The following is a 12,460-nucleotide window of genomic DNA, read 5'->3' as shown; positions in this document are numbered from 1 at the left end:
GGTCGATGCCCGGGCACGGAACGTCCTACGCGGCGCACGGGAGTACACGGGGAGCGCGCGGCGGAGCGTTCCCCGCCGCGCGCCCTGCCGTGCCGGTCCGGGCCGGCCCCGTCCTTCCCCGTTCGATCAGCCGATCGTGAGCGACTTGAAGGCGCGCGCCTGTTCCGTGATGGCGCGTTCGGTGGGGAGCCGCTCCATGGAGGAGGCGCCGAAGAACCCGGCGATGCCCGTGGTGTGCTCCAGGACGTAGCGCGCGTCCTCGGGCTCGGCGATGGGCCCGCCGTGGCAGAGCACGATGATGTCGGGGTTGACGCGCTTGGCGGCGTCGTGCATCTCCTGCACGGCCGTCGCCGCCTGATCGAGCGTGAGGGCGGTGGCGGCGCCGATGGACCCCTTGGTGGTGAGTCCGACATGGGGGACCAGGACGTCCGCGCCGGCCCGCGCCATCTCGGCGGCCTGCTCGGGATCGAACACGTAGGGCGCGGTGAGCAGATCGCGCTCGTGGGCCTGGCGGATCATGTCGATCTCCAGGCCGAAGCCCATGCCGGTCTCCTCCAGGTTCTCGCGGAACTTCCCGTCGTACAGGCCGACCGTGGGGAAGTTCTGCACGCCGGTGAAGCCGACGGCCTTCAGCTGGTCGAGGAAGTTGCCCATGATCCGGAACGGGTCGGTGCCGCACACCCCGGCGAGCACGGGCACGTCCCGCACCACGGGGAGGACCTCGCCCGCCATGTCCAGGACGATGGCGTTGGCGTCGCCGTAGGGCAGCAGGCCCGCGAGCGAGCCGCGGCCGGCCATTCGGTAGCGACCGGAGTTGTAGATGATCAGCAGGTCGACGCCGCCGGCCTCCGCGCACTTGGCGGACAGGCCGGTGCCCGCGCCTGCGCCGATGACGGGCTTGCCGGCGCCGACCTGTGCGGTCAGGCGGGCCAGGGCTTGGTCGCGGTTCACGGAAGGACTCCTGTTCGGGTGAGATCGTTCGGGATCGGTCGGATGCGGTCGAGTTCTGCTGGGCGCGCGTGACATGGGGGACGCGCGAGACAGGGGGACGCGCGAGACATGGGCGGTCACATGGCGCGGGCACGCCGTGCGGGCTCGGACGTCGAATCGGACGTCGGTCCGGAGCGGACGCCCGTGTCCGGGTCCGCGGGGGCAGAGATCAGCTGGTGGAGACGGTCGGCGGCGGCCACGGCGAAGGCCGGGTCGTTCAGATGCGCGTCCACCTCGCGCAGCTCGACCGCACTGCCCTTCAGCGCCGTGCGCAGGGACGAGAGCCCGGCCGCGTCGGCCTCCGGATCCCGGAACGGTCCGCCGGGCGCGTCCACCGCGGAGACCCCTCCCAGCGGCCACAGGACCGCCGCCGGGCCCTGGGCCGCGGCCAGCTTCCGCCCCATGAGGGTGCCGAGTTCCGTCATCTCGCCGACGGTGGTGCGCATCAGGGTCACGGTGGGGTTGTGGACGAGGAGACGGCGCTCGGCGAAGCGTTCCGGAACCGTCTCGCGGGCGCCGAAGTTGACCATGTCCAGGGCGCCGGGGGCCACGACCTGGGGCAGCCCCGCCCGGCCCGCCGCCGTCAGCCGGTCCGGCCCTGCGCTGAGCACGCCGCCGACCAGTTCGTCCGCGAGCTCGGTGGTCGTCAGGTCCAGGACGCCCGCGAGGAACCCCCCGGCGGCGAGCTTCTCCAGGGCCCGTCCCCCCGCGCCCGTGGCGTGGAAGACCAGCACCTCGTAACCCAGCTCGTCCAGACGCCGCCGGGCGACGTCGACCGCGGGCGTGGTCACGCCGAACATGCTGGCACCGATCAGCGGCCGTCCCTCCGGGTGCGACCGGTTCACGCTCCGCTCATGATGGGCGGCCATCCCGGCGGCCGCCGCCACCGCGTTCCCCAGGATCAGGGACGACACCGAGTTGATGCCCGCGACGTCGACCACGCTGTACATCATGGTGACGTCGCTGCTGCCCACGTACGGCGCCACGTCCCCGCTCGCCATGGTGGAGACCAGCAGTTTCGGCACGCCGACGGGCAGCGCCTGCATGGCGCGGGCGGCGATGAACGAGCCGCCGCTGCCGGCGACCGCCAGGACCGCGTGCAGCCGCCCCTCCCGGTGCAGGTCGCCGACGACCAGTTCGACACCCTCGGCCATGGCGGTCACGGCCGCCCCGCGGTCTCCGGCGGCGCGCAGCGCGTCCAGATCATGCCCGGCGCGCCGCGCCACGGCGGCGGCGTCGACGTCACTCCCGGGGCCGTCCTGCGGCGGCGGCAGCACGCCCGCGTCGACGAGCACGACGTCGCATCCCGACTCGCGCAGCCGCGCCGACAGCCACGCGTACTCCGCTCCCTTGGTGTCCAGTGTTCCGACGAGCACGACGGTCGCCATGTTCTGCTCCTTCGCAACGGCGTTCTCCCGATCATGTGCCCGCGGCCGGTAGGGGACCAAGACCACTTGAGGGCAATTGGCCTGTGCCGGGTGATGATGAACGCATGGACCGCATTCCTCCCACTCGCCTGTCGCGTCTGCTGACCGGGTGGTCCAAGGGCGGCGCGGGCGCGTTGCCGCAGTTGCTCGCCGAGGCGCTGCGGGAGCTGGCGGAGCGCGGGGACGTCGCTCCCGGCACCGTGCTGCCCTCACAACGGGCCCTCGCGACCGCGCTCGGGGTCGGCCGTTCCACGGTGACGGCCGCGTACGGGCTGCTGGAGGCCGCCGGATGGCTGGAGAGCCGGCAGGGCAGCGGCTCCCGGCTGCGAGGATCGGGGGGCGTGGGCGAACCGGCGACCGAGGGGCGGCTGGCCAGTTTCGGCACGAGGGACGACGGCATCGACCTCTCCAGCGGCGCGCTGGACGGCCTGCCGATGGTGGCGTCGGCGGTCGGATCCCTGACCGCTCGCGACCTCTCCACCGCGCTGACCGACGACGGGTACCTGCCGTACGGGCTGCCCGAGCTGCGCGAGGCGATCGCCGGCTACCACCGCGCGGCCGGCCTGCCCACCACGCCGGAGCAGATCCTCGTCACCGCCGGGTCCCAGCAGGCCGTCTGGCTGATCACCCAGGGACTGGTCGAGCCGGGGGACACCGTGATCGTCGAGGACCCGACCTACCGAGGCGCCCTCGAAGCCCTGCGGGCCCGCGGCGCCCGGCTGGTCCCGCTGGCGGCCGACGCCTCCCACCGCGACGCCGCCGCCCTGGCCCGGCTGGCCGGGCACGTGCGCCCACGCCTCGTCTATCTGCAGCCGTCCGTCCACAACCCCACCGGGCGCAGCATGGACGAACACACGCGCCGGGCCTGGGCGGCCGTGCTCACCGAGCAGGGCCTGTACGCCGTGGAGGACAACGCGTACGCGGAACTGGCCCTGGACCACGACGAGGCGCCCGTCTCGCTGGCCTCCCGGCTGCCGCCCGCCGGGTCCGCCACCGTCGGCACCCTCTCCAAGCTGTTCTGGGGCGGTCTGCGGCTGGGCTGGATCCGCGCCTCCACGACCGTCGTCCGCCGACTGGCCGACATCAAGAGGTCCGTCGACCTGTCCTGCCCGGTGGTCGAGCAGATGCTGGCCGTGCGTCTGCTCCAGCAACTGCCCGAGGCCCGCGCCCGGCGCCGCTCCCGGCTGCGCGAACGCCTGACGGAGACCGAACGCCTCCTGCGCGCGCAGGGGACCGGATGGCGATGGGAACGGCCCGCCGGGGGTTCGGCCCTCTGGGTGGAGATGCCCGGCGCCGACGCCGAGGCCACGGCACAACTGGCCCGCCGTGCGGGCGTCCTGATCGTGCCGGGACCCGCCTTCTCCGCCGTGGACGGTTTCCGGCACCACCTGCGCCTCCCGTTCGCGGACGACGACGGCGCCCTGGAGCGGGCCCTGCCCGTGCTGGTCGACTGCGCCGCACGCAGCCGCGCCCCGCGCTGAGGCCGTCCCCGTGGCCCGCGCCGCCGGAGCCGGTCGCCATGCGGCCGCCGCCGAGTGGCGGATGCCGACAGGCTCTCAGGGGCGGTGGCGCAGCGGATGGTCCGCCGGGACCTCCACCACGGCGATCCGGTGCCCGTCCGGGTCGCGGATCCACATCTCGACGAGCCCCCACGGTTCGCGCAACGGTGGTCTCAGCACCTCGACCCCGCCGGCCGACAGCTCGTCGTGTGCCGCGTGCACGTCCGCGACCTGCAACCACAGCGCGAGACTCGGCACCGGTGGCCCGTCCGCGCGTCCGGACACCTCCAGGAAGCCGCCGCCGAGGAAGTAGACCGTGCCCCGCTCGGGGCCGGTCCCGAACTCCCGGTACACGGGCAGTCCGAGCGACTCCCCGTAGAAGGCGCGGGACCGTTCGGGATCGGTGGGACGCAGCAGGATCCGGCTGCTCAGCACATGAACCATGCGGCGGACTCTATGCCTGCCCCACACCGCCGCCCGCCGTGCGACACCGGGTTACGCTGCTGCGGCACGTCCGCAGCCGAGGAACGGAGAATCGCCGTCATGGACATGGCCCCCACCCAGGATTCCGGACGGCTGACGTTCCGCGACGCGGTCGTCGCCGATGTCCCCGTCCTCGTGGCGCTGGTCGAATCGGCGTACCGGGGCGACTCCAGCCGGGCCGGGTGGACCACCGAGGCGGACATCCTCGACGGGCAGCGGACCGACCCGGACGGCGTCCGGCAGGTCGTCGAGGCCCCCGGCAGCCGACTGCTCGTGGTGGAGCGCGACGGCGCGGTCGTCGCCTGCTGCCAGCTCGAACGCCGGGGCGATGCGGCCTACTTCGGGATGTTCGCGGTCCGCCCCGACCTCCAGGGCGCCGGGCTCGGCAAGGTGGTCATCGCCGAGGCCGAGCGCGCCGTACGGGAGGACTGGGGGGCGGCCGAGATGCACATGACCGTGATCTCGGTGCGCGAGGAACTGATCGCCTGGTACGAGCGCCGCGGCTACCGCCGTACGGGAAGGACGAGCCCGTTCCCGTACGGCGACGAGCGCTTCGGCATCCCGCAGCGCGACGACCTCGCGTTCGAACTCCTGATCAAGGACCTGGTCGGGCCGGAGCGTTGATCAGGCGGTGAAGCGGACGGCGCGGCGGATTTCCGGATGATCCGTGGTGGCGCCGTCCAGTCGCAGGGCGCGTACCAGTCGCAGATGGTCCGGAGTGTTCACCACCCAGCCGATGACCTTCAGTCCCTCGGCGTGCGCCCGCTCGACCATCTCCAGGGTGAGGCGGCGGATGTTCAGCGCCAGCGTCGCCGCACCCACCGCCTTCGCCCGCTCCACCGCATCGTCCTGCCGGCGGCTCGCGATGAGCACGGTCCTCACCCCCGGCACCAGCCGGGCGATCTCGGCGACCGCCCCGTCGTGGAACGACGAGACCTCGACCCGCTCGACGAGGCCGCGCCGCAGCATCATCTCCGCCAGCGCGCGGGCCGCCGCCGCGTCCTTGATCTCCGCCTGGAGCGGGGACCGCACGGCGTCGAGGACCTCCTCGAAGACCGGCACCCGCTCGCCCTGTCCGGCGTCGAGTTCGCGCAGTTCGGCGAGGGTCTTCTCGGCGATCGGGCCGCTGCCGTCCGTCGTGCGGTCCACGTCGGAGTCGTGCATGACGGCCAGCGCGCCGTCCTTGCTCAGGTGCAGGTCCAGTTCGATCGCGTCCATCCCGGCCCGTTCCGCGTGGACGAACGACCGCAGGGTGTTCTCCGGCTCGACACCCATCACTCCGCGATGACCGATGGTGAGAAAAGACAAGGCGACTCGCTTCCGTAGACGGTGTTCCTCCGCATGCGGCTCCTACCCGTCGGGTGCCGGGTCATCACGGCCCGTCCGGGCGTCCGGGCGAACCGGCCGGGTCCGTACGCGGGCAGGGGAGGCGAACCGTGCCGCCCGTGCGCGGGCGCGCGTCCGGCGCGTGCGGGACCGCTCGGGCGTACGCGTACGAGACGGAGTGGGGCTGCGGCCACCGGAGCCTCCGCTTCCGACGGAAGTGCTCCTTCCGCGGTTTCGTGCAGGAAGAATCGCGGCGACATCGCGGGCGCGCAGGATAATTTACTGAGATCCACTTGTCTGGAGTAACCACGCATGGATACGGTGTTTTGACGCGAGGTTCTCCCGTGGAGGAAGTGTTATGACGGAAATTCTTGTGCACGACGTCGCCGCAGGAGGTATTGCTGCGGAGCAGCCGGTGGTCGACCACCCCGCCTGGCCCCTCCTCAAGGACGCCGTGGAGGAGATCCGTCCCTGGCAGTCGAAGGACGGTTCCATCGACTTCGACGCGGAGGGCGCCCCGTCCCGCGCGACCGCCGAGGCGACGCTGGACCGCGTGATCTCCGCGGTCGAGGAGCTCTCCCCGCTGCTCCCGCACGACGCCGCCTACCACCGTGCCCTCGTCGCCGACCTGCGCCGCTGGGCCGCGGACGGCTTCGGCGTGCCGGACTTCCTCGACTCGCTGCTCGCCTTCCAGCCCGCGAAGGGGCGTGCCGACGGGGTGCAGCACCTGGTCGTCTTCGCGATGTACACCCAGAACGGCAACCCGGACCGCAACCTCGAGGCCGTCGTGCTGCGGATGGTCTGGCCCGAGTGGCTCGCCGAGCTGGAGGCCACCCGCTACGACAACCCGCTCTTCTGCGGCATCACGTTCGAGGACTTCACCTCGGGCTACGACACCAACTCCGCGGTGCTCTTCCCGGAGACCGTCGCCGTGCGCGAGGCCCCCGAACGCTTCAGCTGGGGCGGGATCTTCTGCGACCGCGAGGCCGCCCGGTTCCGCCGGGTCACCGAGGCCGCCGTCGGCATCCTCGGCGTCGATCTGCCCGGCGACATCCGCGAGATGGTCGCGGACCAGCAGCGCTGCGAGCAGGCGTTCGTGCTCTGGGACATGATCCACGACCGCGCGCACAGCCACGGCGACCTGCCCTTCGACCCCTTCATGATCAAGCAGCGGCAGCCGTTCTGGATGTACGGGCTGGAGGAGCTGCGCTGCGACCTCACCGCCTTCAAGGAGGCCGTGCAGCTGGAGGCCGACGGCGTCCCGCAGGGCCGCGACGTCCAGTACGCCGTGCTGTTCGACCGGATGTTCCGCTTCCCCGTCACCGGCGAGCGCGTCCGCAACTACGACGGCCTGGGCGGACAGCTGCTCTTCGCCTACCTCCACAAGCACGACGTGATCCGCTGGACCGACAACACGCTGCGGATCGACTGGGAACGCGCCCCGCGGATCACCAACCAGCTGTGCGCCGAGATCGAGAAGCTGTACCGCGACGGCATCGACCGCCCCAAGCTCGTGCACTGGTTCGCCGCGTACGAACTCGTCTCCGCCTACCTCGCCCCGCACCCGGGCTCCCGTTGGGCGAAGGGCCCCGAGGCGCTGGACCTGTCGCTGCCGCCGCGTAAGCTCGTCGACGAGGTGCTTCCGGACGAGTTTCCCCTGAGCATGTTCTATGAGGCGCTCTCCAAGAAGCTGAAGAACGTGATCGCCTCGACCAAGGGGATCACCGCCGCGGGTGCCGAGCGGGCAGCCGCGTGAGCGCCGGGGCAGAGGAGGCGGTGGCCATGAACGGGAACGGCACGGGCAACGGGAGCGGTGCCCTCGAAGGTGCCGTGGTCGCGGTCGCCGGGGCCGCCGGCCCGGCGGGCCGGGCCGCGCTGCTGAGGCTCGCGGAGGCCGGCGCGACCGTCGTGGCCTCCGACGCCGACGCGGCACGCCTGGCCGAAGCGGTCGACGCCGCGCGCTACGCCCACGGCGGAGCCACCGTCACCGGTGACACGGTCGATCTGCTGGACCTGGCCGCCACTCGCGACTGGGCGGACAAGACGGAGAAGGAGTTCGGCAGGATCGACGGTCTGGTCCACCTCGTAGGCGGCTGGCGCGGCAGCGCCGGCTTCGCCGAGACCGACCTCGCCGACTGGAACCTGCTGGAGAAGCTGCTGATCCGCACCGTCCAGCACACCTCGCTGGCCTTCCACGCGGGACTGCAGCGCAGCGACCGCGGGCGCTACGTGCTGATCAGCGCGGCCGGGGCGAGCAAGCCCACCGCGGGAAACGCGGCCTATTCCGCGTCGAAGGCGGCCGCCGAGGCATGGACGCTCGCCCTCGCGGACGCGTTCCGCAAGGCGGGGGGCGAGGAGGGGCCCAGGTCCGCGGCTGCGATCCTGGTGGTCAAGGCACTGGTGCACGACGCGATGCGCGCCGAGCGCCCGAATGCGAAATTCGCGGGCTTCACCGACGTCAAGGATCTGGCCGACGCCATCGTCGGCGTCTGGGACCGGCCCGCCCCGGAAGTGAACGGAAAGCGCCTGTGGCTGACCCCACAACCGTAAGGACCGACGCGCGACGCCACCACGACCCGCAGGTACGCGGCTTCGCCAGTGACAACTACGCGGGCACGCATCCGGAGATCCTCGCGGCCATCGCCCTCGCCAACGGCGGTCACCAGATCGCCTACGGCGAGGACGAGTACACCGGGCATCTCCAGCGCGTCATGCACAGTCACTTCGGCCCCACCGCCGAAGCCTTCCCGGTCTTCAACGGAACCGGCGCCAACGTCGTCTCCCTCCAGGCGATGACCGATCGCTGGGGCGCCGTCATCTGCGCCGAGTCCGCCCACATCAACGTCGACGAGGGCGGCGCCCCGGAGCGCGTGGGCGGCCTCAAGCTGCTCACCGTCCCCACGCCGGACGGCAAGCTCACCCCCGAGCTCATCGACCGGCAGGCGTACGGCTGGGACGACGAGCACCGCGCCATGCCGCAGGTCGTCTCGATCACCCAGAACACCGAACTCGGCACGGTCTACACGCCCGACGAGATCCGCGCCATCTGCGACCACGCCCACGGCCACGGTATGAAGGTCCACCTGGACGGGGCCCGGATAGCCAATGCCGCGGCGTCGCTGGACGTGCCGATGCGCACGTTCACCAACACCGTCGGCGTCGACGTCCTCTCGTTCGGCGGCACCAAGAACGGGGCGATCTTCGGCGAGGCCGTGGTCGTGCTCGACCCGGACGCCGTGCGCGCCATGAAGCATCTGCGCAAGCTGTCGATGCAGCTCGCCTCCAAGATGCGTTTCGTCTCCGTGCAGTTGGAGGCGCTGCTCGCCGGGGACCTCTGGCTGCGCAACGCCCGGCACGCCAACGCCATGGCCCAGCGGCTGGCGGAGGGCGTGCGCGGGGTGGACGGCGTGGAGATCCTCCATCCCGTCCAGGCCAACGCCGTCTTCGCCCGGCTGCCGCACGAGGTGAGCGAACGGCTCCAGAAGCGCTTCCGCTTCTACTTCTGGGACGAGGCCGCCGGGGACGTGCGCTGGATGTGCGCCTTCGACACGACGGAGGAGGACGTGGACGCGTTCGTCCTCGCGCTGAAGGAAGAGATGGCCAGGTGACGTCGTCCGAGGACGCGGCGCGCTCCAGAGAGTCATAGTGCTGAATAGGTATGCGGTCGGCAGGAAAGTTATTGACTCCAGGCCGACCGCTTGCCTACGCTCGGCGGTCATGCAGCTGATCCAGCACGTGCCGGAACTCTCCGCCTATCTCGCCGCCGACGAGGCCATCGATCACGAGCACCCGCTCGTGCGACAAACGGTCGCCGAGCTCCGTGGCGACACCTTCGACGCATACACATACGCAGTCGCCGCCTTCGTCCACGTGCGTGACACCATCGCGCACTCCGGCGACGCGGGGAGAACGGACGTCACCTGGCGCGCCTCCGACGTCCTCGCCGCGCGCCACGGCATCTGCCACGCCAAGGCGCACGCCCTGGCCGCCCTCCTGCGCGCGGCCGGCATCCCCACCGCCCTCTGCTACCAGCGGCTCGCCGACGCCCACGGAACCCCCGGCCCCGTGCACGGCCTCGTCGCGGTCCGGCTGCCCGGCCGCGACCGCTGGGACCGCCAGGACCCCCGGGGCAACAAGCCGGGGGTCGACGCCCGATTCTCGCTCGACGGCGAACGGCTGGCATGGCCCGTCCGGCCCGAGTTCCACGAGACGGACTACCCGACGCTCCACGCGGCACCGCACCCGGCGGTGCTGAGTGCCCTGAGGTCCGCCGGGGACCGCGCGCAGCTCTGGCACGCGCTCCCCATGGAACTCTGAGCTCCCTCGCGGAACTCCGGGCCCCGACCGTCGCCGACGCCCCGGAGTGACGTTTCAGCCGGGAGCGGGGGCGATGCGTGTCAGCCCCGGGCGCGCACCTCGGCCGGGGTCGGCGCGGTCCCCCCGAGGTGCGCGGGGACCCACCAGGTGTCGCTCGCGTCCCTCGGGCGCACGGGGTAGGCGCGCTGGGCCGCTTCCAGAAGCTCCTGCACCCGCTCCCGCAGCCGCCGGGTGATGGCCCCCGCGTACTGGTCGGCGGGTGCCTCCACCGCCTCGCCCACCCGGATCGTCACGGGCAGGTGGTCGCGCTTGAAGTTGCGCGGCCGGCCCTTGGTCCACAGCCGCTGCGTGCCCCACACCGCCGTCGGGATCAGGGGCACACCGGCCTCCTGGGCCAGCCGGGCGGCCCCCGACTTGAAGCTCTTCAGCGTGAACGACTCCGAGATGGTGGCCTCGGGGAAGACGCCGACGATCTCACCGGAGCGCAGCGACGCGAGCGCGTGGGCATAGGCGTCCTCGCCCTGCTTGCGGTCCACGGGAATGTGCTTCATCCCGCGCATCAGCGGTCCGGAGATGCGGTGCCGGAAGACCGACTCCTTCGCCATGAAACGGACGAGACGCTTCTGCGGCAGCGCGGCGAGACCGGTGAAGATGAAGTCCAGGTAGCTGATGTGATTGCTGACCAGCACGGCGCCACCGGTCTTCGGGATGTGCTCCGAACCCCGAGCGTCGATCTTCAGGTCCAGCGCCTTGAACAAGGTGCGAGCGGCGCCGATGACCGGTCGATAGACGAGTTCTGCCATCTCTGGGGAGACCCTTCTTCAGCGCCTGAGGAGGGTCCTCCCGGCGGAAGTTACGCAGCCGTAGGTTTGCGGCATCGGGCCGATCGTGCCCCATGTGCGACGCGGTGGCCAGTCCTCGCGGGCGCGGGAGGCGAGATTCTCGTCACGTGCGGCCGACCGGGAATGTTCCGGTGTCACGCGGCGCTGCCTTCCTGGGAGGCGCGACGACGGGAGGGCGAGGGTGGACGGGCGGACGCACGGGAGCGCGCTGGACGCGGCCCGACTCGGTGCGGAACTGGGGGAGAGGGCGACCCTGGTGCAGTTCTCCACCGCGTTCTGCCAGCCCTGCCGGGCCACGCGCCGAGTCCTCGCCGAGGTCGCGCGCATGGTCGACGGCGTGGCCCATGTCGAGGTCGATGCGGAGGCGCGTCTGGCTCTCGTGCGTGAGCTGGGGATCACCAGGACACCGACCGTGCTGGTGCTCGACGCGGGCGGGCGGATCGTCCGCAGGGCCGTCGGACAGCCGCGCACCGTCGACGTCGTCGCGGCACTGGGCGAGGCGATGTGACGGATCGTGACGCATCTCCCCCATCGCGGAACGCGCTTGACCGGGCCCGTCACGTATCGTCAGTCTGACGCCATGCCTCCGGAACTCCTTCCCCCGGCCGGGTCCACGTGGACCTCGCCCGCAACGCGAGTGCGCGCTGTCCGGGTGCCTGAGCACCTACGGCCCCGTACGCCTCTTCGCAGAAGGACTTCTCCATGACGGCTTCACCCGAGATCGGCACCGCCCGTCCGGCCTCTCCCGGCCTTCTCCGCTCGGTCTTCCGACGACACGCCGCGGGGGTGGCGGTGATCACGGCCGCGGCCGGTCGGCCCGTCGGCTTCACCGCCACCTCCCTCAACTCCGTCGCCGCCGAACCCCCGCTGGTCTCCTTCGGCGTGGGGACCTCGTCGTTCAGTTGGCCGGTCGTCTCCGAGGCGGAGCACATCGGCGTCCACATACTCGGGGAGCACCAGGAGGAGCTGGCCGCCACGTTCGCCCGCAGCGGCGCCGACCGGTTCGGCCCGTCCACCGGCTGGCGCAACGGGCCGCAGGGGGTGCCGGTCCTCGACGGCGTGCTGGCGTGGCTGGTGTGCCGCGTGGTGGCCCGGATCCCGGCGGGTGACCACCGGATCGTGATCGCCGAGGCCGTGGTGGGAGACCCGGCCGGCGGCGGGCGTCCGCTCCTCTACCACCAGGGCCGGTTCAACGCGCTGCGGGACTGAGGCGTCCGCGCGGCGCACGGACCCCGGCGGCGCACGTGCGGCACGCCGGACGGGATCCGGGACGGCGCCGGTGAGAGGGCCGGGCGGCGCCCTGTCGCCGGCCGGCCCGTCGTACGTCGGCCAGATCACATTCCAAGCGCTTGCTCATACGCCACCCACTGGCTGTACTGGCTAGTAATATTTCCTTCGGGAGCGCGGGTCGCCCCGACCGGAAACCGCACCATCAGGCGCCTATGCTGCGTGCAACAGGGCAGCCCGGAAAAGACGATGCAGTAGGAGAGCCGGCGTGAGCTTGAGGATCGTTGTCTGTGTGAAGTATGTGCCGGATGCGACGGGTGACCGGCGTTTCTCGGATGATCTGACGGTG

General features: G+C 71.8%; 13 protein-coding genes and 1 pseudogene. 9 read left to right on the top strand and 5 right to left on the bottom strand.

What is annotated here, in order from left to right; genetic code table 11:
• Positions 1 to 126: 126 nt before the first annotated feature.
• Positions 127 to 951: a phosphoenolpyruvate hydrolase family protein gene (locus ACFYY6_RS34410; protein WP_073782450.1), complete on the bottom strand. Its 825-nt coding sequence runs from the start codon at positions 949 to 951 to the stop codon at positions 127 to 129.
• 116 nt (positions 952 to 1,067) lie between these two features.
• The gene (locus ACFYY6_RS34405; protein WP_351516419.1) at positions 1,068 to 2,378 is read right to left on the bottom strand and encodes a Tm-1-like ATP-binding domain-containing protein; all 1,311 of its coding nucleotides are present in this window, start codon (positions 2,376 to 2,378) and stop codon (positions 1,068 to 1,070) included.
• A 104-nt stretch (positions 2,379 to 2,482) separates the two neighbouring features.
• On the opposite strand from ACFYY6_RS34405, the gene ACFYY6_RS34400 reads away from it, so the two are divergent.
• Positions 2,483 to 3,898 carry a PLP-dependent aminotransferase family protein gene (locus ACFYY6_RS34400; RefSeq protein ID WP_351516418.1) on the top strand — a complete coding sequence of 472 codons (1,416 nt, stop codon included), beginning with the start codon at positions 2,483 to 2,485 and terminating at the stop codon, positions 3,896 to 3,898.
• Between the two features lie 75 nt (positions 3,899 to 3,973).
• On the opposite strand, the gene ACFYY6_RS34395 is transcribed toward ACFYY6_RS34400, so the two are convergent.
• Complete coding sequence (locus ACFYY6_RS34395) at positions 3,974 to 4,360, bottom strand: VOC family protein (protein ID WP_351625932.1); 387 nt, start codon at positions 4,358 to 4,360, stop codon at positions 3,974 to 3,976.
• A gap of 99 nt (positions 4,361 to 4,459) precedes the next feature.
• On the opposite strand from ACFYY6_RS34395, the gene ACFYY6_RS34390 reads away from it, so the two are divergent.
• Positions 4,460 to 5,023, top strand: a complete 564-nt coding sequence (locus ACFYY6_RS34390; protein WP_351516415.1) for a GNAT family N-acetyltransferase — start codon at positions 4,460 to 4,462, stop codon at positions 5,021 to 5,023.
• Here the strand turns inward: ACFYY6_RS34390 and ACFYY6_RS34385 are convergent, their stop codons facing one another.
• Positions 5,024 to 5,707, bottom strand: coding sequence for a glycerophosphodiester phosphodiesterase family protein (locus tag ACFYY6_RS34385; RefSeq protein ID WP_351625936.1), 684 nt, complete (start codon positions 5,705 to 5,707; stop codon positions 5,024 to 5,026).
• Between the two features lie 376 nt (positions 5,708 to 6,083).
• Here ACFYY6_RS34385 and ACFYY6_RS34380 point away from each other — a divergent pair, with 376 nt between their 5' ends.
• From ACFYY6_RS34380 to ACFYY6_RS34365, 4 genes are all read left to right on the top strand, one after another.
• Entirely contained in the window at positions 6,084 to 7,481 is a 1,398-nt protein-coding gene (locus tag ACFYY6_RS34380; RefSeq protein ID WP_351516412.1) for a DUF6421 family protein, read from the top strand.
• Between the two features lie 26 nt (positions 7,482 to 7,507).
• Positions 7,508 to 8,275, top strand: coding sequence for an SDR family NAD(P)-dependent oxidoreductase (locus ACFYY6_RS34375; RefSeq protein ID WP_351516411.1), 768 nt, complete (start codon positions 7,508 to 7,510; stop codon positions 8,273 to 8,275).
• Positions 8,254 to 9,333 carry a low specificity L-threonine aldolase gene (locus ACFYY6_RS34370; RefSeq protein WP_073782434.1) on the top strand — a complete coding sequence of 360 codons (1,080 nt, stop codon included), beginning with the start codon at positions 8,254 to 8,256 and terminating at the stop codon, positions 9,331 to 9,333. Before ACFYY6_RS34375 ends, ACFYY6_RS34370 begins: the two co-directional genes overlap by 22 nt.
• Before the next feature lie 109 nt (positions 9,334 to 9,442).
• Positions 9,443 to 10,042, top strand: coding sequence for a transglutaminase domain-containing protein (locus tag ACFYY6_RS34365; protein ID WP_389197239.1), 600 nt, complete (start codon positions 9,443 to 9,445; stop codon positions 10,040 to 10,042).
• A gap of 80 nt (positions 10,043 to 10,122) precedes the next feature.
• On the opposite strand, the gene ACFYY6_RS34360 is transcribed toward ACFYY6_RS34365, so the two are convergent.
• A complete protein-coding gene (locus ACFYY6_RS34360; RefSeq protein WP_351516408.1) occupies positions 10,123 to 10,845 on the bottom strand; it encodes a lysophospholipid acyltransferase family protein in 723 nt (240 codons plus the stop codon).
• A gap of 220 nt (positions 10,846 to 11,065) precedes the next feature.
• On the opposite strand from ACFYY6_RS34360, the gene ACFYY6_RS34355 reads away from it, so the two are divergent.
• The 3 genes and pseudogenes from ACFYY6_RS34355 to ACFYY6_RS34345 form a co-directional block, all read left to right on the top strand.
• Positions 11,066 to 11,392, top strand: a complete 327-nt coding sequence (locus tag ACFYY6_RS34355) for a thioredoxin family protein (protein WP_073782428.1) — start codon at positions 11,066 to 11,068, stop codon at positions 11,390 to 11,392.
• 194 nt (positions 11,393 to 11,586) lie between these two features.
• Positions 11,587 to 12,093 carry a flavin reductase family protein gene (locus tag ACFYY6_RS34350; RefSeq protein ID WP_389197237.1) on the top strand — a complete coding sequence of 169 codons (507 nt, stop codon included), beginning with the start codon at positions 11,587 to 11,589 and terminating at the stop codon, positions 12,091 to 12,093.
• A 286-nt stretch (positions 12,094 to 12,379) separates the two neighbouring features.
• Positions 12,380 to 12,460: pseudogene (locus tag ACFYY6_RS34345) on the top strand (electron transfer flavoprotein subunit beta); the annotation flags it as partial.

It is taken from the genome of Streptomyces sp. NPDC001750, from assembly GCF_042892615.1.
In the GTDB taxonomy this organism is placed as follows: Bacteria; Actinomycetota; Actinomycetes; order Streptomycetales; family Streptomycetaceae; genus Streptomyces.
This window is presented reverse-complemented; position numbering and strand designations above follow the sequence as displayed.

Coding starts and splice junctions, on each gene's coding strand:
- ACFYY6_RS34405 (WP_351516419.1), bottom strand. CDS start 2,378: ATGGCGACCGTCGTGCTCGTCGGAACACTGGACACCAAGGGAGCGGAG.
- ACFYY6_RS34400 (WP_351516418.1), top strand. CDS start 2,483: ATGGACCGCATTCCTCCCACTCGCCTGTCGCGTCTGCTGACCGGGTGG.
- ACFYY6_RS34395 (WP_351625932.1), bottom strand. CDS start 4,360: ATGGTTCATGTGCTGAGCAGCCGGATCCTGCTGCGTCCCACCGATCCC.
- ACFYY6_RS34390 (WP_351516415.1), top strand. CDS start 4,460: ATGGACATGGCCCCCACCCAGGATTCCGGACGGCTGACGTTCCGCGAC.
- ACFYY6_RS34380 (WP_351516412.1), top strand. CDS start 6,084: ATGACGGAAATTCTTGTGCACGACGTCGCCGCAGGAGGTATTGCTGCG.
- ACFYY6_RS34375 (WP_351516411.1), top strand. CDS start 7,508: ATGAACGGGAACGGCACGGGCAACGGGAGCGGTGCCCTCGAAGGTGCC.
- ACFYY6_RS34365 (WP_389197239.1), top strand. CDS start 9,443: ATGCAGCTGATCCAGCACGTGCCGGAACTCTCCGCCTATCTCGCCGCC.
- ACFYY6_RS34360 (WP_351516408.1), bottom strand. CDS start 10,845: ATGGCAGAACTCGTCTATCGACCGGTCATCGGCGCCGCTCGCACCTTG.
- ACFYY6_RS34350 (WP_389197237.1), top strand. CDS start 11,587: ATGACGGCTTCACCCGAGATCGGCACCGCCCGTCCGGCCTCTCCCGGC.